The sequence below is a fragment of the Pseudomonas sp. gcc21 genome, from assembly GCF_012844345.1.
Taxonomy (GTDB): domain Bacteria; phylum Pseudomonadota; class Gammaproteobacteria; order Pseudomonadales; family Pseudomonadaceae; genus Halopseudomonas.
The window spans coordinates 3,751,856-3,771,918 of sequence record NZ_CP051625.1 but is presented as its reverse complement, the minus strand read 5'-3'; the positions used below and the strand labels follow the sequence as shown (position 1 = coordinate 3,771,918).

Sequence of the window (20,063 nt, the reverse complement as noted above, 5' to 3'; positions counted from 1 at the left end):
CTGAACAACACTATTTGTCATCCAGGCTCGCCGCGCGGGCATAAGGGACCGGGCTCGGTGCTGCAGCCTGGGTGCCTTGTTCCGCATGTTTGCGAAGGTAGTTGTTGATTCGCTGCTCATGCCAATCGGATGGCGCAGCAGCGTCGGACGAAGCCGGGAAACCAGCCAGAACCGCACTTCCGGACTGTCTGGCGGCCGGGGCAGCAGCAGGGGCTGGAGCCGGTGCAGCTTCCTGCACCGGGCGCTCAGCCACGATGGTCGGCTCGCCAGGCACGTTATTCTGATTTACCATCTTCACGCCGACCAGTACGGCCAGCGTGACGGATGCGGCGACAGCCAGCTTGCCCATGTTCTGCCATATTGCAGAAGGCTGGGAAGCTGCACTGGGCGCCGGCTCGTTAGCCAGAGCAGCAGCAATACCAGCGGACAAGTCCACCTTGCCCTGCCATGGCTCTTTATGCATAGCGGCCCGGGCGATCTGATAGCGCTCCCATGTATCGCGCACAGCAGGCTCCTGCTCTGTCGCCTGGAGCACACGATGTAATTCAAGCTCTCCGGCTTCGCCATCCATGATTGCGGAGAGAGACTCCTGCAAGGATTCGCTTCTCATTGGTGTACCTCTACTAAAGGCCCAAAGGGCTCGCTGCGTTAACCCTATTTCCTGCTTCATGCTTCGAGCAGGGGCTTGAGGGCTTTGTCGATTGCCTCACGCGCCCGAAAAATACGCGATCTAACGGTACCTACCGGGCATTCCATCACAGCGGCAATATCTTCATAACTCAAACCCTCAAACTCACGCAGGGTCAAAGCCGTTCTCAAATCATCCGGTAACTGCTGCAGCGTACGATTGACCACTTGTTCAATCTCGTTGCGCAGCAAGTCCCGTTCCGGTGAGTGAATATCCTTGAGGGCGCTGTCTCCCTCGTAGTACTCAGCATCCTCGGCTGCGATATCCGAATCAGGCGGACGTCGGCCTCGGGCCACCAGGTAATTCTTCGCAGTATTAATTGCGATCCTATATAACCATGTATAGAACGCACTATCGCCACGAAAGTTCGCCAGGGCTCGATAAGCCTTTATAAAGGCTTCTTGTGCCACGTCCTGCGCTTCATGCGTATCGTGAACAAAACGAGTAACCAACGCCAAAATCTTGTGCTGGTATTTCAGTACCAACAGATCGAAAGCTCGCTTATCACCCTTTTGAACCCGTTCGACCAACTGCTGGTCTGTCTGTTCAGCCATTCCCAGGCTCTCCGTTGCGAACAGGTACCTGTCGCGCCCTGTTGTGATAGACCCGCAATGTAGCCAAAAGTTCTCCCCTTATCAGGTTCAGCAATAGGAACAGTAGGAGAGAAAAAAGTTCCGTTCAGTGCTCTGGTTGGCAGTTTCTCCCCGGCAGCGCAACCATACAGGAAAGTATTGCATGGCAGTCAGCTTCTATATACTGGCCCGGCGAATTGCTTCGCACCCTCTGACATTGACGACCTGACACGAGTTCGAGATGACGCCTGAACTAAAATACGACGTACTGGTTATCGGCAGCGGCGCCGCCGGCTTGACCCTCGCCTTGCATCTGGCCGCGCACCTGCGCGTTGCGGTTTTAAGCAAAGGCCAGCTGTCGGAAGGCTCGACTTATTGGGCCCAGGGCGGCGTAGCGGGCGTCCTGGATGACAGTGATACTGTCGATGCGCATGTTCAGGACACCCTCGACGCAGGCGGAGGACTGTGTCGTGAAGCTGCGGTCAGACACATCGTCGGCCATAGCCGCGAAGCAATCGGCTGGCTGATAGATCAGGGCGTGCCCTTTACTCGCGAGAGAGGCGAAGACGGCAACGAAACAGATGACTTCCATCTGACTCGCGAGGGCGGCCACAGTCACAGACGCATCATCCATGCTGCGGACGCTACCGGCGCCGCGATATTCACCACTCTGCTCCGCCGCGCTCAGGCGCACGGCAACATTGAGTTGTTGGAAAACCGCGTCGCGGTTGACCTGATCACTTCCGAAAAAATAGGCCAGCCCGGCGACCGCTGCCTGGGTGCTTATATTCTCAATAGCCAGACCGGCCGGGTCGAGACCTTCAGCGCGCGCTTTACGGTATTGGCCACCGGCGGCGCCAGCAAGGTATACCTCTATTCAAGCAACCCCGACGCCGCGTCAGGGGATGGTATTGCCATGGCATGGCGTGCGGGTTGCCGCGTTGCGAATATGGAGTTCAACCAGTTCCATCCGACCTGTTTGTACCATCCGCAGGCGAAAAGCTTCCTGATTACCGAAGCCTTGCGCGGTGAGGGGGCGTTTCTCAAACTCCCGGATGGAAGTCGCTTCATGCCGCGCTTTGACAAGCGCGCTGAACTGGCACCCCGCGATATCGTCGCCCGCGCCATCGACCATGAAATGAAGCGCCTGGGCGTTGACTGCGTGTATCTGGACATCAGCCACAAGCCCGCCGAGTTCATTCGCAGTCATTTTCCGACGGTGCATGATCGCTGCCTCGAGTTCGGCATAGACATTACTCGTGAACCCATCCCGGTGGTTCCCGCAGCACACTATACCTGCGGCGGAGTGATGGTCGACCACGCAGGGCGTACCGACCGGAATAACCTGTATGCCATCGGTGAGACCAGCTTTACCGGCCTGCACGGCGCGAACCGGATGGCGAGCAATTCCCTGCTGGAATGCATTGTGTACGGACGGTCCGCTGCCCAGGATATTCTGGACAATATGGCCAGCACCCGGATGCCGGAGAATCTACCGCCGTGGGATGAGAGCCAGGTTACTGACTCTGATGAGGACGTGATCATTTCGCACAACTGGGATGAACTGCGCCGTTTCATGTGGGACTACGTAGGCATAGTCCGAACCACCAAACGCCTGCAGCGGGCCAAGCACCGCGTGGATATGCTGCTGGCCGAAATACACGAGTTCTACAGCAATTACCGGGTCAGCCGCGATCTGCTGGAGCTACGTAACCTAGCCGTGGTTGCGGATCTGATCATCCGCTCTGCCATTGAGCGCCGGGAAAGTCGCGGTCTGCACTACACCCTGGACTTCCCGGGACTTCTACCCGAAGCACTGGATACTATTCTGCAGCCGCCCAGCGCTGTCGACTGAAGCGCAGTCTCAACCTCAGCCGACGTAAAGCGTCTTCCGGAGCTGAGTCGGCCGGCAGGATCACCGAGACGGGAAACCACCGCCCGGGCTCGCGCAGTCGCACGACTACCAGGAAAGCACTCACAAAAGTGTCTGGTTGCAGGCTTGCGCCAGCCTCCGAACCATCACGGCGCAGCACGTGCCAACCCTGACTGTCAAACCGCAATCCGGTGACCGAATGGGCGTGCTGCAAACTGATCTGGCGTGGCCATATCCACCAGCAATAAGCCAATACCGCTGCCGCAAATATCCCGGCGTGCAGTGCCGGTAGGTCGCTGCGATACAGCGCCGTTACGGCCAATAACGACATGACCAACAGCACAGCTCCCAGAAAACGGGAGGGCTGGCGTTTGAGCATGAGAAAATCACTTGGGCTGGACACGATCCAATATCATCCTCACGATGCGTTTGAGATCCGCGTCTTCCGGCTCGCTGCGCTGCATGAACCAGCCAAACATATCCTGATCCTCGCACTCGAGCAGCATCCGATAACGCTCTTTATCTGCGTCTTCCAGATCGCGATAGGCCTCTTCCAGGAAAGGCAGAAGCAATACATCCAGTTCGAGCATGCCGCGGCGGCTGTGCCAGTACAAACGCTTGAATTCCACTTCGGCCGACATCGACATCTCCATAACAGATTTGAAAGCTTCTTTAGGTTCGGGTTCATTATAGCCGTAAGTCGCACCGGCAGTCGCTCCGACAGACTGACAAATAACCCCGCCTGATCCTATGATGTAACAGGCCAATTCACCGACATCTGGAATCCCATGACCGAGACAAATGATCTTCACTCGCTGCTGTCCGAACGGTTCCCTCGCCAGGCTGGCGCCGAAACGGACGGGACCACCATTACCTGGCTTGCAAACCAGGGCGTGATGAGCGCCCGTGGCGCTGATCCGAGCAAGTTTCTCCAGGGACAGATCACCTGCGATGTCGACAAGGTCACGGCCAACGTGAGTACGCTGGGTGCGCGCTGCAATCCCAAAGGCCGCATGCAGTCGAGCTTTCGGCTGCTCAAGTCAGGCGATGATGAATTCCTCTTGTTCATGAATCGCGAACTGATAGCCGGCCAGGTAAGCGAGCTAAGCAAATACGCCGTGTTTTTCAAGACAGCGCTAACCGACGTCTCTGCCGACTGGGTCGGCCTCGGCCTGTGGGGACCTGACGCGCAACAAGCGCTGCACGGCGCCAGACTTGAGGTGCCCGGCCGTAGCAATGAGGTAATGCACACTGGACGTGCCATGGTGATTCGCCTGGGCGAAGACGCCTTCGAGATCTGGCTGCCCGCCTCCGAACTCCAGCCGACCCTGGACAACCTGTGCCAGAGCGCCACACCCGCAGCAACGGAGGAGTGGCAGGTGCGTCAGATCCGTGCCGGCATTGGCGAGGTCACCCAGTCCACCTATGAAAGCTTCATCCCGCAGATGCTCAATCTGCAACAGCTGGGTGGCGTCAGCTTCCGCAAAGGCTGCTATACCGGGCAGGAAATCGTTGCGCGCATGCAGTATCTGGGCAAACTGAAACGCCGGATGTATCGCCTCCTCCTCGCCGGCGAAGCGCCGCCTCCTCCCGGCACGCCTATCGTCGATCGCGAGGATGGCAAACCCCTCGGCGAAGTGGTCATCGCGGCGCGCTGCAACCATATTGTAGAAATGCTGGCCGTGCTGCAGAAGGATGCGGCACAATTGACCACGATGAGCGTGGCAGACAGTGGCGGACCCTTGCTTACCATGGCGGATCTCCCCTATGAGTCCGAACTGATAGCCAGCGAAGCCGACAAGGAAAATTGAAAAGGGATTTCTTGATGACAGATCTGGCTGAACGGGTGCAAACCCAACTGATGGACGCTATCGACAAGGACCAGCTGGTGCTGCCAACCCTGCCCGAGGTCGCCTTGCGCGTCCGGGAAGCTGCAGAAGACCCGGATGTATCCATTCAGGCGCTGGTACAGGAAATCAGCAACGACGCCGCCTTGAGTGCGCGACTGATCAAGGTAGTCAACAGCCCGCTGCTGCGTACCAGGCAGGAAATAACCGACCTGTCCATGGCAGTCAACCGGATGGGCATTACCTATACCGCGAACCTGGCTACCGGTTTGGCCATGGCCCAAATGTTCCAGGCCACCTCGGATGTGATTGATCAGAAAATGCGACAGGTCTGGGCCCGCAGCCTGGAGGTGGCCGGAATCAGTCATGTGCTGTGCCGTCACTACACCCGTCTCAAACCCGATCAGGCAACGCTGGGTGGGCTGGTTCACCAGATAGGCGTGCTGCCCATACTCAGCTATGCCGAGGAACACGACGAACTGCTGCGCGATCCGGCGAGCCTGGAGCTGGTTATCGAGCGCCTGCATCCGTTACTTGGCGACCGCATCCTCGAAGCCTGGGACTTCCCGCAGCCGCTACGACGCATCCCTTCGCAGCATCTGGATTTCCAGCGCGATTCCGCAGCAACCGACTACGCTGACGTCATTCAGGTGGCAATGCTGCAAAGCCTTAGCGGGACAGATCATCCGTTCACCGCCATGGACTGGAATAGCCTGCCCTCCTTCGTCAAGCTGGGACTCACGCAGAGCGAAGGCGAAGACGAGGACCTTTCCGCGGAAATGGAAGCCGCCATGCAGCTTCTGGCGTGAAGACACGAGCACTGGCTGTCCCCTGACAGCCGGTGTTCAATTCAATAGGTTAATCCAGGCGTGATAGCTAGCGGTTAGTCCATTGCGGTGGGCGCTTGTCGAGAAAGGCGTTGATTCCCTCCAAGGTATCCTCAGCATCAAACAGGTCCACAAAGCGCTCACGCTCCTCAGCCAGCAGACTGTTGATTGGCTGATTCCGTGCCCCCTGAATCAGTTGTTTGCAGTGACGCACCGCCAACGGACTTTGTCGCGTGACCTGAGCCGCCAGCCGCAACGCAGTGGTCACCGCCTGGCCCTCTTCAACTACCTCCTCAACCAGCCCGATCCTCTCAGCCTTGACGCCATCGATGCGCTCTCCACAGAGAATCATGCGTTTGGCCCAGCCCTCGCCCACCAGCCAGGACAATGCCTGGGTACCACCCGCGCAGGGCAACAAACCGACCCCGGCCTCCGGCAGCCCGAGCTGAGCCTGGCGCTCAGCGATGCGGATATCACAGGCCAGGGCGCACTCGAGCCCGCCGCCCAGCGCATAACCATTGATAGCGGCGATGGTCACACCCGAGAAATCCCGTAACGCTTCGAATGCCTGACCAAACAAACGGGCCAACATCCTCGCCCTCGCCTTGTCACCCTCGGCAAACATCTTGAGGTCGGCGCCCGCCGAAAAGAACTGATTACCCCGACCGGTAAGCACCACGGCATAGATTTCATGGTCGTGGTTGAGATGGTCGACGAGCTCATAGAGGCCGTGCAGCGTATCGGAATCCCAGGTGTGGGCTGGCGGGTTGTCCATGGTCACCAGCGCTGTATGTCCGACTTTCTGCACGACCAGCTTGTCGGTGCGAGGAACCAGGGCGGTGTAGGGTTGAGGTACATGCTCCATAACAATCTCCTCTGTGGCGGGCCAACATCATTCGCCCGCCTGCTACTGAAAGCCACCTATCAGGGAGTCGAAGCGCAGTCGGGAAGACTCCAGTCGACGGGATGACGCCCGTGCTCCTGCAGATATTCATTAGCGGCGGAAAAATGGCCGTTGCCAATGAAGCCACGATGCGCAGACAGGGGTGAAGGATGAGCCGAGGTCAGTATCAGATGTCTCGATACATCAATCTGTGCGCCTTTTTTTTGTGCATACGCTCCCCACAGCATGAATACCAGATTCTCGCACTCTTCGTTAAGCACTTCGATTATGCGGGTCGTCAAACGTTCCCAGCCGCGCTTGGCGTGCGAGCCAGCGAGACTGTGTTCCACCGTCAACACAGCATTAAGCAAGAGCACGCCCTGTCCGGCCCAACTTTCCAGAGAGCCATGCCGGGGTGGCGCCAGCCCGAGGTCACGCTCAATCTCCTTGAAAATATTCCTCAAGGAAGGCGGTGGCGGCACACCCGGCGGCACTGAGAAGGACAAGCCGTGCGCCTGGCCTGGGCCGTGATAGGGATCCTGGCCGAGGATGACCACCTTGACCTGCTCAAGCGGCGTTTTATTCAACGCGTTGAATATCAGCCGCCCGGGTGGATAGATCCGTTTTCCCGCGGCCTTCTGCTCAAGCAGAAATGCCTTCAGCTCGCGCATGTAAGGCTTCTCAAACTCCCCGACCAGAGCGCGCTTCCAGCCCGGCTCCAACTGAATAGTAGACTGATTGACCATGCCGATCAGAGCGCCGGCACGCTCTGCGCGTCGCAGCGTACCACGCGCCCGCGATTATCCACCAGCAGGCCGGAAAGGCCGTTATGGCGGCTGTCATGAAGGACCAGAACCCCATCAACACATTCCGCGACCTGGCTCGCCGGTTTGCTACGCACTTGCCCGGCCTCTTCGCTGCCCACCGTGATCAGGCTGAACTCGGCGACCAGCAAACCCTCTTCCTCCCGCACGAAGTTGAGATATCCGTAAAAGTGCAGGATCGCGACAGTCGCCAGTACTGTGCCTATGGCGGTGAGTATCAGAGGTAACTTGTTGGTTTCGGTGTCATCAGACATCAGGCGGCTCCATCAGAGAATATTGGCATAATCGGCCTCGATACGATCGAGGCTCAGGTTGGTCAGGAAGCCCGAAAAACACATCCAGGCGCTGAGAGCGTTCAGGTCGGCAAAGGGCTCCGGCAGATAACGCGGCGGCACCACCAGCCCTTCCTCCACCAACTGCCCCAGCGTGCGCATATCCTCGAGCGTGGTCTTGCCACAGAACAGCAACGGAATCTGCTGCAACTTGCCCTTGCGTACGGCCAGCTGGATATAGTTGTAGGTCAGGATAAAGCCCTTGAGGTACGCCAGATCCTTGGTGAACGGCAGACCATTGCTGCTTGATCCGCGGAACACCCGGCTCGCATTGGTGTAGCTATCCTGCTTCGAATAACCTTCTTCCTGATAGAACCTGAACACATCCATGAAATCCGCACCGGATTCAGCCAGCTGGATGGCGCGGGTACGGTTGGTCAGTTTGCGTAGTCGCGCCGGGTAGGAAGCAAAGGTGATCACTTCCATGAGGATCGCCAGGCCTTCCTGTGTCACGGTGGATGACGGCGGCCCCTTGGCCAGGAAGGTACAGATGGGCTGATGTTGACCATTGAGACTGGTCGCCACGTGCACCATGCCTTCGTGCACAGCAAGGATCTTCAGGTCACGCTGGTTGAACATGGCGTCACTGCGGATCTTGATATAGTCGGCCCCTGCCGCAGCATCGGCAACGATGCCGTCGGATTCGAACACCCGTACCGCCTGATCGTCCGGAAACGCCTGATTCATCTTGTCCTGCAGAATGGCCACCGCCTCGGGCGCAGCAATGTGCTTGGGTTCCCGGCCAAGGTCCGAGCCGATGTTGGCCAGTGATTCGCTAAGCGTAATGCTCAAATCGGTCAGCGTCGGATCGCCGGCATGAAAGGCATCCGAGGCAGACCCATAGAGTTCCTGGGAAATACGACCGAGTTCCGGCGTGCCCCGCCCTTCGAGCATGCGGATAACCATGCGGTATTCACGACACATGCGGCGCATAATCTGCCCGACCGGGTTGAACGTGCCGAGCTGGCGGGTGATATCGCGCTCGATGTCCTGAAAAACCTGCAGGCGCTCGGCGGGATCGAAACTCAGCGGGCGACCGGCGTAATAATCCGGACCCACGTCAGGGATGGTGTTGCAGCCCTTGCGGAAAAACGCGTCGCGCAGACTATCGTCCCACTTGATGGCATCGAGTATGCGAATCGGCGCCTGCGCCTCGACCAGCCTGTCGGACAGGCTGCGTATGACCAGCTGATATTGCTCGCTTTGCTTGATTGCCATGCTGTTATTCCTGCTCTTAGTGTCAAGACATCACGAGGCCTCGGGCTGGGTGCAACACTGTGCCGGCTAGCTGAACTGCTGGCTGCGGTGCAAGGCTGCGCCAGAGGTCTACCCTGGCGGACACGCCGCAAGTATCTCCCTGTAGGCTCGGCGATAGCCATCCCTGGCTATCGACGGTCCGCCAGCACCGACCTCCGGCTCCGCCTACAGCATTCTCGTTTTCTCAGCCGCAAACCGTTGTTTTCTCGCGCCCCTCCGCAATCTGCCGCGCGTCCGGGCATGTCCCATGTCAGACCGTCGATGGCCATGGATGGCCATCGTCGAGCCCCATGGATGGCTTGCGGCGTGTCTGGCATGGGGCGTGCCCAGATGCGCACTCCCCTATACCAAACATTCACGGGGTTTTAACTAAGCCTGCTCAGGCCGCATATGCGGGAACAAAATCACATCGCGAATCGAGGGTGCATCAGTCAACAGCATGACCAGACGATCAATACCGATGCCCTCGCCTGCCGTCGGCGGCATGCCGTATTCCAGCGCGCGAACAAAGTCGGCATCGTAATGCATGGCTTCATCATCGCCCGCGTCCTTGTCGGCTACCTGAGCGTGGAAACGCTCAGCCTGATCTTCGGCATCGTTAAGCTCCGAGTAGGCATTGGCAATTTCGCGACCACCGATGAACAGTTCGAAACGGTCCGTCACACTCGGGTCATCATCGCTGCGCCGCGCAAGCGGCGAAACTTCGAACGGATAACGGGTGATGAAGGTGGGCTGCTCCAACCGGTGTTCAACCAGCTCTTCGAAGATCATTACCTGCAGCTTGCCCAAACCCTCGAAGCCTTGCACCTTGGCGCCTGCTTTGGTTGCAATGGCACGGGCGGTATCGACGTTCTGCAGATCGGCAGCGCTGATTTCTGGATTGAACTTGAGAATCGCGTCAAACACCGACAGCCGCGCAAAGGGCTCGCCAAAGTGGAATACCTTGCCCTGATAGGGCACGTCAGTTGTTCCCAGAACAGCCACGGCCAGCTCGCGGAACAACTCCTCGGTCAGATCCATGTTGTCTTCGTAGTCGGCATAGGCCTGGTAAAACTCGAGCATGGTGAACTCGGGGTTATGCCGGGTGGAAACGCCTTCGTTACGGAAGTTACGGTTGATCTCGAATACTCGCTCGAAGCCGCCAACAACCAGGCGCTTGAGATACAGCTCGGGCGCAATACGCAGGAACATTGGCAGGTCCAGCGCATTGTGATGGGTCTCGAAGGGCTTGGCCGCGGCACCACCGGGAATGGTTTGCAGCATCGGCGTTTCAACTTCAAGGAAGTTGCGCTCAGCCAGAAACTGGCGGATATGCGAAATCACCTTGGAGCGCACCTGGAAGGTGTGACGCGTTTCCTCGTTAACGATCAGGTCGACATAACGCTGGCGATAACGCTGCTCGGTATCGGTCAGGCCATGGAACTTGTCAGGCAAGGGTCGCAGTGACTTGGTCAACAACTGCACGTCGCGCATGTGCACATACAGATCGCCCTTGCCGGAGCGCGCCAGAGTACCCTCGGCAGCGATGATATCGCCCATGTCCCAGCTCTTGATAGCCTCAAGCGTCTCGGCGGGCAAGCCCTTGCGGTCAACGTACACCTGAATGCGACCGCTCATATCCTGAATTACCATGAACGCGCCGCGGTTGAGCATGATGCGGCCGGCGATCTTGACCGGAATAGCGGCCTCTTCCAGCTCCTGCTTGCTCTTGTCCGCGTACTGCTTCTGCAGCGCGCCAGCATAGCTGTCCCGACGAAAGCGATTGGGGAAGGCGTTACCCTTGGCCCGCTCAGCTGCCAGCTTCTCCTTGCGCAGGGCAATCAAACTGTTCTCTTCCTCGTGCTGAGCTTGCTGGTCTTGCGGCTGATCGGTCATTTTTCGCTAATCCTGAAGAAACGGTATTGTCAGTGCTGAATCCCGTTGCCGGCTTCCCCGGTATACATCGGGCCTGGCAACGGGTGGCGATTCCAGATGGAACCATGGCGCTAGGCATTGCGCCCGAGCGGGGTCAAAGCCCCTGTTTGAGGCTCGCCTCGATGAACTCGTCCAGGTCGCCATCAAGCACCGCGTTGCAGTTGCTGTTTTCGATGCCGGTACGCAAATCCTTGATCCGCGACTGGTCGAGTACGTAGGAGCGTATCTGATGCCCCCAGCCGATGTCAGACTTGGTATCTTCCATCGCCTGCGCTGCCGCGTTGCGCTTCTGCATTTCCAGCTCATAGAGCTTGGCGCGCAGCATTTTCATCGCGGTGTCACGGTTGGCGTGCTGGGAGCGCTGGTTCTGACAGCTGACCACGGTGTTCGTCGGAACGTGGGTGATCCGGATCGCCGAATCAGTGGTGTTGACGTGCTGTCCACCTGCTCCGGATGAGCGATAGGTATCGACGCGCAAATCCGCCGGATTGATATCGATCTCGATGTCATCATCAATCTCAGGGGAGACAAAAACCGCTGAGAATGACGTATGCCGGCGGTTGCCGGAATCATATGGGCTCTTGCGCACCAGGCGGTGTACGCCGATTTCAGTACGCAGCCAGCCGAAGGCGTATTCGCCCTTGATATGCACGGTCGCGCTCTTGATGCCGGCTACTTCACCGGCGGACAGTTCGACAATCTCGGTCTCGAATCCGCGGTCATCAGCCCAGCGCAGATACATGCGCAGCAGCATGTTCGCCCAATCCTGGGCTTCGGTACCGCCGGAGCCGGCCTGGATGTCCAGATAACAGTTGTTCGCGTCCATCTCGCCGCTGAACATACGACGGAATTCGAGCTTTTCAAGACTGACCTGCAGGCGTTCCAGCTCGGTGACGACATCCGCCACGGCAGACTCGTCCTCTTCTTCGGCGGCCATTTCAAGCAGCTCCGAGGCGTCAGCCAGACCGGCATGCATGTCGTCCAGTGTCTCGACGATTTGCGCCAGCTGCGCACGTTCCTTGCCCAGACCCTGAGCACGTTCCGGATCGTTCCAGACGCTGGGGTCTTCCAGTTCACGCTCTACTTCGGTCAGACGATCACGTTTGTGATCGTAGTCAAAGATACCCCCTGATAGTCTCGGAACGACTACGCAGATCTTTGATGGTGTTGAGAATCGGGTTGATTTCCATGGTGACAGATCCCGTCAGGAAAAAGGGCGTCATTGTAGCGGAAATTGCCAGAGCCGTGCAGCGTTCTCGGCGCAGGGCGCGCAGATACGACGGAACACTTCGATTGCGCAAACCCGTCCGGCCGCCTCCCCCGGCGAGCCAAATTCGCCGTGACAGCAAAGCTGGCAGAGCTTGATACAGGTCAGGAAGGCAATCTCCGGAATCACGCTAGACTGGGTGTATTCGCTAGCCACCATTACCCGCCAGGAGTCTTTTGTGAGCCAGTTATTACCCGACCAGACCATTCTCGATCAGCACGCAGCAGAACATGCCTCATTCGCCGAATGGCGCGCGGGCTATGGCGTGATAGAGCACAGCCCGGCCACACAGGCGGCAGTATACCGGCTGGCCCACCAGCTCCAGCAAAGCGGCGTCCAGCCCGATGTCGACACGGTATACCGGATGCTCATCGCGCTTGACCGCCTGACCAGTGCCGGGATGTGGCTGGTCGTGCATATGACCTACGCCAAACGCTGCCGTCCGGATGGCACAGCGCTGAATGCGGAAGATTTCAAGCGCAACCCGGAGGGCCATACAGGCGGCGCGCTGAATATGGTGCCCGGCTACGCTGCCTATCTGGCGCTGAACAACCTTACCGGCAATACCCGTAGCTGGCTGATGGGCCAGGGACATTGCGTCGCGGCGATCGACGCACTGAATATCCTCACCGGCAATCTTCATCCTGAACAAGCCGAACGCTACGGCGCAGACGGCGGGCTGGACCGACTGCTTAAAGACTTCTACGGGTACGCCCAGCAACCCGACGGCCGCCCTGCCGCCCCCCTGGGAAGTCACGTCAACCCTTACACCGCCGGTGGCATCATCGAAGGTGGCTATCTCGGCTTCGCCGAGTTGCTTTATGCCCATATGCCCTTGCCCGGCGAGAAGCTGGTTGCGTTTCTCTCCGATGGCGCGGCCGAAGAGCAGCGCGGCAGTGACTGGATACCACGCTGGTGGCGCGCCGAGGATTGCGGCGCTGCGTTCCCCGTCATGATTGCCAATGGACGGCGGATAGAACAGCGCACCGAGTTGGGAACGGTGAAGGGCCTCGATGGCTTCGTTGAGCACCTGACCGCGTGCGGCTTCGATCCGATACGCTTTGATGGCCGGGACCCGGCTGCCTTTGTCTGTACGTTGTACGAGATGGAGCAGCGGCTCGATCGCAGAGTCGAGGAACTTCAGCGCGGCCTGCTCAGTTATCCGCTGCCTATCCCCTATGCCATCGCCGAAACCACCAAAGGCTTCGGATTCTATGGTGCGGGAGAGAATGCTGCGCACAATCTTCCCTTGCCGGGTAATCCGCGGCACGACGAATCCGCACGGGATCTGTTCAACCAGCACGCTGGCAAACTCTGGGTCAGCCCCGAGCACCTGGAGCAGTCCAGGCGGCTGCTGACAAGTCACGCCGAGCAGAGTCGGCCATTGGAGCGTGACCACGCACTGGCCAAGCGTCACCCGCAAACGCCCGCCGTGCCCGAGTTGGAGTGGATAAGCGAACCTGCCTCACCAATGCTCGCCGTGGACCGGTTTTTCGTGAAAATGACTGAGGCCAACCCGGAACTGCGCGCCCGCGTGGGTAATCCGGACGAGCTGGCCAGCAACAAGCTCGGCGGTGTGCTGCGTGCGCTCAAGCACCGCGTAAGCGAGCCGGAAAGTGATCTGGAAGCTGTTGATGGCCGGATCATCACCGCCTTGAACGAAGAAGCCGTCGTCTCGGCTTGCCTTGGCAACAAGGCAGGCCTGAACCTGGTTGCCAGCTATGAAGCCTTTTGCGTAAAAATGCTCGGTGCTGTACGCCAGGAGGTTATTTTTGCCCGACACCGTAAGGAAGTTGGCCGGCCGGCTGCCTGGCTGGGCTTTCCGGTTATCGCTACCTCCCACACCTGGGAAAATGGCAAGAACGAACAATCCCACCAGGACACCACCTTCTGCGAGGCACTGCTGGGCGAGATGCACGACGTCATGCGCGTTGTTCTGACAGCAGACTACAACAGCACCATGGCCGTATTGCCGAGCATCTACACCGAGCGCGGCCGGCTGAGCTGCATGGTCATCGCCAAGCGCGACCAGCCCTCACGCTTCACCCCCGAACAGGCGGTGCAACTGGCGAAAGAAGGAGCGCTGATGTTCGATGAACACAACGGCAATGGCGAGCCCGTGCTGCTGGTCGCCTGCGGTGCGTACCAGATGGGCGCCATGCAACGCGCAGCGGAGCGTTTGTCGGCGCATAACGTCAGCTGGCGCCTGGTGTATCTGCAGGAGCCCGGCCGCTTCGCCATTCCACGCGACGAGCTCGAAGCAGAATATGCCGCCAGCGAAGAACTCATCCAGAAACTGTTCCCCCGCGATATCACCCGCCGGATCATGCTCACCCACATGCGCCCGGAAGTCTTTCGTGGCCACCTGCACAAGCTGCTACCCGACCCGCAACACAGCCGTGTGCTCGGTTACATCAACCGTGGCGGCACTTTGGATGAAGCCGGCATGCTGTTCACCAACCGCTCGAGCTGGGCCCACGTCGTCGCCGCAGCAGCCGAAGTCAGTGGCGTAGAACCCGCTCAATGGCTGGAGGATGAAGAGCTCAAAGCAGTGCAGGGACAGGGGAGTCCAAGCGTGTTGCGGTAGGATTGAAAAAGGGTTTCGTCGCATAGCGCGACGAAACCTGTCAGACCCGAGTCAGGCCTTCTTTGCCGACGCCCGCCTCCACAAGCACCTCAACATCCAACCCCGCCAATGTATTCAGCACCGGTTTGATCATGCTGGCCGAGAGTGGTCGGCTGAACCAGTAGCCTTGTATGTAGTGACACCCTTCGGTGTTGAGGAAGTCCATCTGCTCGATGGTTTCAATGCCTTCGGCGATCACGTCCATGCTCAGGCCGCGACCCAGACCGATGATTGCACGGCTGATGGCGCGCAGGCGCTCATCATCCGGCGCGCGGGAAATGAAACTCTTGTCGACCTTGATGATATGCAGCGGGTAGCGGTGCAGATAGCCCAGCGACGAGAAGCCGGTGCCAAAGTCGTCGAGGGCAATGCGGATGCCCAGACTTTCCAGTTCGCGCAGCGTAGCGAGCGTATCGGGCCCGTCCTGCATGAGCAGGCTTTCGGTTATCTCCAGCACCAGGCTGCTGGCCGGAAAGCCGGTTTCCTCCAGTATCGCAGCGACCGTTGCAGCGAAATTCTCTTCGCGCAGCTGGCGGCTGGACAAATTGACAGAGCAGCGCAACGCAGGGTGGCCATTCTCATGCCATTCACGCACCTGCACGCAGGCCTGGCGCAACACCCAGGCGCCCACTTCGACAATCTGCCCTGACTCTTCGAGTGCAGGAATGAATTCATCCGGCGGGATCATTTTGCCGTCGCGCCACCAACGCAGCAGGGCCTCAACACCGATCACGCTGGAGCTGTCGCCTTCTACTTTTACGATGGGCTGGTAATACAACTCGAACTGCTCGCGGTTGAGCGCCTCGCTAAGCGCGCTCTCCAGCTCCAGACGGTGATGGACCTCTTGTTGCAGATTCTCGCTGTACAGGGCCAGCTGCGATTTACCGAAGGTTTTTGCCCGGTATAGCGCAAGGTCGGCTTCGCGCAATGCGTCCTGTTCCTGATCATGCCCCTTGAGCGGAGCCAGACCAATGCTGGCAGTCACGGTCAGGCGTCGTTCGCCAATAAGCAGCGGCGACAGCAAGCCCTGCATGATGCGCTTGGCGACGTTCTCAGCATCGCCCGGCTCGGCCATATCGTTGAGCAGCACAACAAACTCGTCGCCACCGAAACGGCACAAATGATCGCCAGGCCGCAGACAGCGCTCGATACGCTTTGCGACGTGAATCAGCACCTGATCGCCAACCTGATGTCCCAGACTGTCATTGATCAGCTTGAAGCGATCCAGATCGATGAACAGCACCGCCGCATGCCGCGCACCGGGCTTGGCCTGCCGCTGCAGGGCCTGCAGCAGAAGCTGATTCATGCGTTCGCGATTGGGCAGCTTGGTCAGTGGATCGTGCAGGGACGCATGCGCCAGCTCCTGTTCCGCCGTCTTGCGTATGTGGATATCCGTGAGGGAGCCCGACAACAGGCGGTCGCCATGAACGTCTTCAGTCAGCTCGCCCCGCACCAGTACCCAGCGGTACTCTCCCTGGGCATGACGCAACTGGCACTCAATCTTCAATTCGGGTCGATAGCCCTCCAGGTGCGCCATCACCGAAGCCTTGAATCCGCTGCGCTGGCTCTGTGGAAGCATATCCAGCCATTCGACCAGATTTACTGGCGCGTCCGCCGCATCAAGCCCAAGCACCTCCAACCAGCGCTCGGATACTTCCAGTAGATCGTCCGCGACACGCCATTCCCAGATGCCGTCGTTGGTCCCGTGCATAGCGCGGGCGTAGCGCGTCTGGCTCTCCTCTAGCGCGAGCTGGCTGGCGGCAGAATAGGTATCAACCGCCAGGGTCATGTCGAAAAACACCACCTTGAGCAGACAGCTGTACAGACGGTGTACCAGCTCAAGCTGCCCGGGCCAGCGCTTGCGCAGCTGGGCGTGCATGAAATCAAGGTAGAAGTGGTAGCTGGCCAGCGATACGTTTTGCCCCAGGCCGACACTCTCATGGGTTATACCGACGAGCAGGCGCAGCCGCACGTATTGCATGTCGTAGGGACCGCGCAGCATCTGCTGGTAATAGTGTTTCTGTTGTTCCTTCAGACGCACCAGCATGTCTGGGCGATTAAGCAGCCCGGCGGCATGGGGAAACTGCAGCAAATGGTCATGCAACGCATCGATGCATTGCACATGCAGCGCTTCCAGCTCAGGGAGGTGTTCAGCCAACTCCTTGATACTTTGATCATCCATGAGCAGCAGACGCAGCCGGGTGCGGATATCCTCCGCATTCAGACCGAGATGGTTCTGCATTCCCTTCAGACGCTTCTTCAAGTCAGGCAAGACCTGGCGCTCCCTGGTATCAAACACCATCATACGACTGCTTACGCGTTACCGTTTCGCTGAAATTTTGTGAAGCATTACACATATTTGTATCACCAGAAACTTTATTTACTGACCGTCAGGTCATCGTGCCGAACGCGCTTTTCAAGCTCGAGCACCATCAACACTGCCACGCCCGCCATCACCGGAATCAGCAACAGCGGGATATTCAAAGCCGCTGAGTCGAACAACGTGTGCATGAACGCCGCGTAAGTAAAGAGCATCTGCAAGGTCGATACCAATAGCACCACAATCCACACCGCCGGCGTGCCCAGCATCCCGCGCAGCGTGATCGACGGGCTATCCAGGTAACGCACCGCAAACAGATAGAACACTTCCATCGCCACCAGCGTGTTGACCGCCAATGTGCGAGCAGTTTCCGTACTGTAGCCAGCCTGAATCGCCCACTGGAAACTGGCGAAAATGCCCGCCAGAAACAATAGCGACACAAGCACGATGCGCCATACCAGAAAGCTGTTCAGCAAGGACTCACCGGTTCGCCTCGGCGGCTTCTCCATCACTGAGGGTTCAGCCGGCTCGAAAGCCAGCCCCATCGCCAGTACGACCGAACTGACCAAGTTGACCCAGAGAATCTGTAAAGCGGTTATCGGCAGAGTCAGTCCGATCAATAGGGCAACGATAAGACTGGCTGCTTCCCCGCCGTTGATCGGCAGCAGGAAGCTGATGGCCTTTTTCAGATTGGTATACACCGTGCGTCCTTCCCGCACCGCAGCGGCAAGGCTGGCAAAATTATCATCCAACAGCACGATATCCGAGGCTTCACGGGCTGCTTCAGATCCCTTGACACCCATTGAAATGCCGACATCGGCACGCTTGAGCGCTGGCGCATCATTTACCCCATCGCCCGTCATGGCCACCACGCCATGTACAGACTGCAGGGCCTGCACCAGCCGCAGCTTGTGCTCGGGACTGGTCCTGGCAAACACGTCGACATCCTGCGCCAGCTGCATCAGCTCGGCGTCGTCCAGACTGTCCAGTTCTTGCCCGGTGGCAACCCGTTCGGTGTTACGCAGTCCGAGACGGGCAGCAATGGCCCGCGCTGTCATGGCGTGATCACCGGTTATCATCTTCACCCGAATGCCTGCACGGTGACATTCCGCTATCGCTTCCATCGCCTCGTGCCGCGGCGGGTCGAGCAACCCGACAATTCCGACCAACTGGAAATCTTCACCCAGCGCATCGCCATCGAGGTCGTGCTGTTCCGCCCTCACCGGCTTGCGCGCCAGCGCCAACACCCGCAACCCCTGCCCGGCCAGCTCGTCGATGTGTGCCTGCCAATCGGCAGGGTCCAGCACCACGGGCGCGCCCTGTGCGTTCAGAGCGCTATTACACAACGCCATGACGCGCTCCGGCGCACCTTTGAGCAACACCACAGCCTGGCCGTGGTGATCATGGTTAAGGGTCGCCATGTAGCGCTTGTCAGCATCGAAGGGAATTTCATCGCGGCGCGGCCATTCGGCCGTATACGACGCCGCATCCAGCCCGGCCTTTGCGGCCAGCACTGACAGGGCACCTTCCATCGGATCACCGATGACCTTCACTTTCTCGCCCTGGCGCTGCAGCTCGGCGTCATTACAGAGCAAGGCTGCCTGCGCCATATACTCAAGCAACACTGGCGAAGGCTCGCCGGACTGCGCATCGCCGATCCGGCCTTCGATAGCGTAACCCTCGCCACTGACCGGATAACTGGTCCTGTCCAGCAGCAGCGCGGCGACCATCATTTCATTGCGGGTCAGGGTACCGGTCTTGTCAGAACAGATCACCGATACGGCGCCGAGGGTTTCAATGACTGGCATGCGCCTGACCACCGCCTGGCGAGACGCCATGCGCCGCACCCCGATAGCCATGGTGATGGTCAGGATTGCCGGCAGGCCTTCGGGTATCGCCGATACGGTCAGTGCGACGACCGCCATGAACAGTTCATTGAGGGGCCGTTCGCTGAACATCCAGCCCGCCAGGAACACCAGCGCGCCAATCACGACGATGATCAGCGAAAGGTATTTGGCGAAGCGATTCATCTGCTCCAGCAACGGCGTTTGCAAGGTAACCACACCGCTGAGCAGGCCCGATATACGACCAATCTCGGTCTGTTCGCCCGTTGCGACGACCACGCCGCGCGCCGTACCGACATTCACCAACGTGCCCGAATACGCCATGTTGAAACGCTCGGCCAGTGGCGCGTCGCCGGGTTGCTGGTCGGTCAGCTTGTCCACCGGTACCGACTCGCCGGTCAGCAGCGCTTCGTCGACCTTGAGACCGTGTATCTGCTCCAGACGCACGTCTGCCGGGACGCGGTCGCCCGCCTCCAGTAACAGCACGTCCCCTGGCACCAGCTCACGGGCAGCTATGCGCTGCCGTTCACCATCGCGCATCACCGTTGCCTGGGGCGCGAGCATATGCCGAATAGCGGCCAACGCCTGCTCGGCCTTGCCCTCCTGCACGATGCCAACCACAGCCTGCAGTAACACCACCGTGAGGATCACCGAGGTGTCCAGCCAATGGCCAAGCAGCGCAGTGACCAGCGCGGCCACCAGCAGCACGTAGATCAGTACGTTCTGGAATTGCGCGAGCAAGCGACGCCACCATGGCCGGGCACTCGCAGCGCCAAGCTCGTTGGGTCCATATTGTGCAAGCCGGTCAGCTGCCTCGGCAGCAGTCAACCCCTTGTCGCGGCTACGCAGCTGATGCCGGACTTCGGCTACGGATTGCGTGTGCCAACTGGAGGATGACGGTTTCTGATCCATAATGAGTTCCCGGCGACGAATGACCACAGCAGGGCCAGTGTAGACGGTGGGAGCTGACCGGACATTGGCTCAGGTCA

At 59.1% G+C, this 20,063-nt stretch carries 16 protein-coding genes; 4 read left to right on the top strand and 12 right to left on the bottom strand.

Annotated elements, in window-relative coordinates; all coding sequences use genetic code 11:
* Positions 1-10: 10 nt before the first annotated feature.
* Both HG264_RS17530 and rpoE read right to left on the bottom strand, forming a co-directional pair.
* Positions 11-610 (bottom strand): sigma-E factor negative regulatory protein, encoded by a 600-nt coding sequence (locus HG264_RS17530; RefSeq protein WP_169408804.1) that lies wholly within the window; start codon positions 608-610, stop codon positions 11-13.
* Between the two features lie 56 nt (positions 611-666).
* On the bottom strand, positions 667-1,242 hold the full coding sequence (gene rpoE / locus HG264_RS17525; RefSeq protein ID WP_150300648.1) for an RNA polymerase sigma factor RpoE: 576 nt from the start codon (positions 1,240-1,242) through the stop codon (positions 667-669).
* A 259-nt stretch (positions 1,243-1,501) separates the two neighbouring features.
* Here rpoE and nadB point away from each other — a divergent pair, with 259 nt between their 5' ends.
* The gene (nadB, locus tag HG264_RS17520) at positions 1,502-3,115 is read left to right on the top strand and encodes an L-aspartate oxidase (protein WP_169408803.1); all 1,614 of its coding nucleotides are present in this window, start codon (positions 1,502-1,504) and stop codon (positions 3,113-3,115) included.
* Here the strand turns inward: nadB and HG264_RS17515 are convergent.
* A complete protein-coding gene (locus HG264_RS17515) occupies positions 3,084-3,536 on the bottom strand; it encodes a protein YgfX (protein WP_169408802.1) in 453 nt (150 codons plus the stop codon). The two genes, nadB and HG264_RS17515, sit on opposite strands and share 32 nt — an antisense overlap.
* Positions 3,520-3,774, bottom strand: coding sequence for a succinate dehydrogenase assembly factor 2 (locus HG264_RS17510; RefSeq protein ID WP_169408801.1), 255 nt, complete (start codon positions 3,772-3,774; stop codon positions 3,520-3,522). Before HG264_RS17510 ends, HG264_RS17515 begins: the two co-directional genes overlap by 17 nt.
* Before the next feature lie 147 nt (positions 3,775-3,921).
* On the opposite strand from HG264_RS17510, the gene HG264_RS17505 reads away from it, so the two are divergent.
* The gene (locus HG264_RS17505; RefSeq protein WP_169408800.1) at positions 3,922-4,944 is read left to right on the top strand and encodes a folate-binding protein YgfZ; all 1,023 of its coding nucleotides are present in this window, start codon (positions 3,922-3,924) and stop codon (positions 4,942-4,944) included.
* 14 nt (positions 4,945-4,958) lie between these two features.
* Positions 4,959-5,789, top strand: a complete 831-nt coding sequence (locus HG264_RS17500; protein ID WP_169408799.1) for an HDOD domain-containing protein — start codon at positions 4,959-4,961, stop codon at positions 5,787-5,789.
* Positions 5,790-5,856: 67 nt separating this feature from the next.
* Here HG264_RS17500 and HG264_RS17495 read toward each other — a convergent pair whose 3' ends face one another.
* The 6 genes from HG264_RS17495 to prfB form a co-directional block, all read right to left on the bottom strand.
* Positions 5,857-6,672 (bottom strand): enoyl-CoA hydratase, encoded by an 816-nt coding sequence (locus HG264_RS17495; protein ID WP_169408798.1) that lies wholly within the window; start codon positions 6,670-6,672, stop codon positions 5,857-5,859.
* A gap of 59 nt (positions 6,673-6,731) precedes the next feature.
* On the bottom strand, positions 6,732-7,436 hold the full coding sequence (ung, locus tag HG264_RS17490) for a uracil-DNA glycosylase (RefSeq protein WP_169408797.1): 705 nt from the start codon (positions 7,434-7,436) through the stop codon (positions 6,732-6,734).
* Positions 7,437-7,441: 5 nt separating this feature from the next.
* Positions 7,442-7,768 (bottom strand): hypothetical protein, encoded by a 327-nt coding sequence (locus HG264_RS17485; protein WP_169408796.1) that lies wholly within the window; start codon positions 7,766-7,768, stop codon positions 7,442-7,444.
* Between the two features lie 12 nt (positions 7,769-7,780).
* Positions 7,781-9,064: a flavohemoglobin expression-modulating QEGLA motif protein gene (locus HG264_RS17480; RefSeq protein WP_169408795.1), complete on the bottom strand. Its 1,284-nt coding sequence runs from the start codon at positions 9,062-9,064 to the stop codon at positions 7,781-7,783.
* A gap of 408 nt (positions 9,065-9,472) precedes the next feature.
* Entirely contained in the window at positions 9,473-10,978 is a 1,506-nt protein-coding gene (lysS, locus tag HG264_RS17475; protein WP_169408794.1) for a lysine--tRNA ligase, read from the bottom strand.
* Positions 10,979-11,111: 133 nt separating this feature from the next.
* Positions 11,112-12,207, bottom strand: a protein-coding gene (gene prfB, locus HG264_RS17470; protein WP_218573018.1) for a peptide chain release factor 2 whose coding sequence is annotated in 2 segments (ribosomal slippage) — positions 11,112-12,134 and positions 12,136-12,207 — 1,095 coding nt in all. Because the reading frame shifts where the segments join, the coding sequence is not laid out codon by codon here.
* Positions 12,208-12,462: 255 nt separating this feature from the next.
* Between prfB and HG264_RS17465 the strand changes: the two genes are divergently transcribed.
* The gene (locus tag HG264_RS17465) at positions 12,463-14,871 is read left to right on the top strand and encodes a xylulose 5-phosphate 3-epimerase (RefSeq protein ID WP_169408793.1); all 2,409 of its coding nucleotides are present in this window, start codon (positions 12,463-12,465) and stop codon (positions 14,869-14,871) included.
* A 40-nt stretch (positions 14,872-14,911) separates the two neighbouring features.
* On the opposite strand, the gene HG264_RS17460 is transcribed toward HG264_RS17465, so the two are convergent.
* Positions 14,912-17,182, bottom strand: a complete 2,271-nt coding sequence (locus HG264_RS17460; protein ID WP_256663716.1) for an EAL domain-containing protein — start codon at positions 17,180-17,182, stop codon at positions 14,912-14,914.
* Positions 17,183-17,286: 104 nt separating this feature from the next.
* Positions 17,287-19,986, bottom strand: coding sequence for an HAD-IC family P-type ATPase (locus tag HG264_RS17455; protein ID WP_169408792.1), 2,700 nt, complete (start codon positions 19,984-19,986; stop codon positions 17,287-17,289).
* Positions 19,987-20,063: the final 77 nt, after the last annotated feature.

Bases quoted from the DNA above. Each gene is read 5' to 3' on its own strand.
- HG264_RS17530 (WP_169408804.1), bottom strand. From the start codon at position 610: ATGAGAAGCGAATCCTTGCAGGAGTCTCTCTCCGCAATCATGGATGGC.
- rpoE (WP_150300648.1), bottom strand. From the start codon at position 1,242: ATGGCTGAACAGACAGACCAGCAGTTGGTCGAACGGGTTCAAAAGGGT.
- nadB (WP_169408803.1), top strand. From the start codon at position 1,502: ATGACGCCTGAACTAAAATACGACGTACTGGTTATCGGCAGCGGCGCC.
- HG264_RS17510 (WP_169408801.1), bottom strand. From the start codon at position 3,774: ATGTCGGCCGAAGTGGAATTCAAGCGTTTGTACTGGCACAGCCGCCGC.
- HG264_RS17505 (WP_169408800.1), top strand. From the start codon at position 3,922: ATGACCGAGACAAATGATCTTCACTCGCTGCTGTCCGAACGGTTCCCT.
- HG264_RS17500 (WP_169408799.1), top strand. From the start codon at position 4,959: ATGACAGATCTGGCTGAACGGGTGCAAACCCAACTGATGGACGCTATC.
- HG264_RS17495 (WP_169408798.1), bottom strand. From the start codon at position 6,672: ATGGAGCATGTACCTCAACCCTACACCGCCCTGGTTCCTCGCACCGAC.
- ung (WP_169408797.1), bottom strand. From the start codon at position 7,436: ATGGTCAATCAGTCTACTATTCAGTTGGAGCCGGGCTGGAAGCGCGCT.
- HG264_RS17485 (WP_169408796.1), bottom strand. From the start codon at position 7,768: ATGTCTGATGACACCGAAACCAACAAGTTACCTCTGATACTCACCGCC.
- HG264_RS17480 (WP_169408795.1), bottom strand. From the start codon at position 9,064: ATGGCAATCAAGCAAAGCGAGCAATATCAGCTGGTCATACGCAGCCTG.
- lysS (WP_169408794.1), bottom strand. From the start codon at position 10,978: ATGACCGATCAGCCGCAAGACCAGCAAGCTCAGCACGAGGAAGAGAAC.
- HG264_RS17455 (WP_169408792.1), bottom strand. From the start codon at position 19,986: ATGGATCAGAAACCGTCATCCTCCAGTTGGCACACGCAATCCGTAGCC.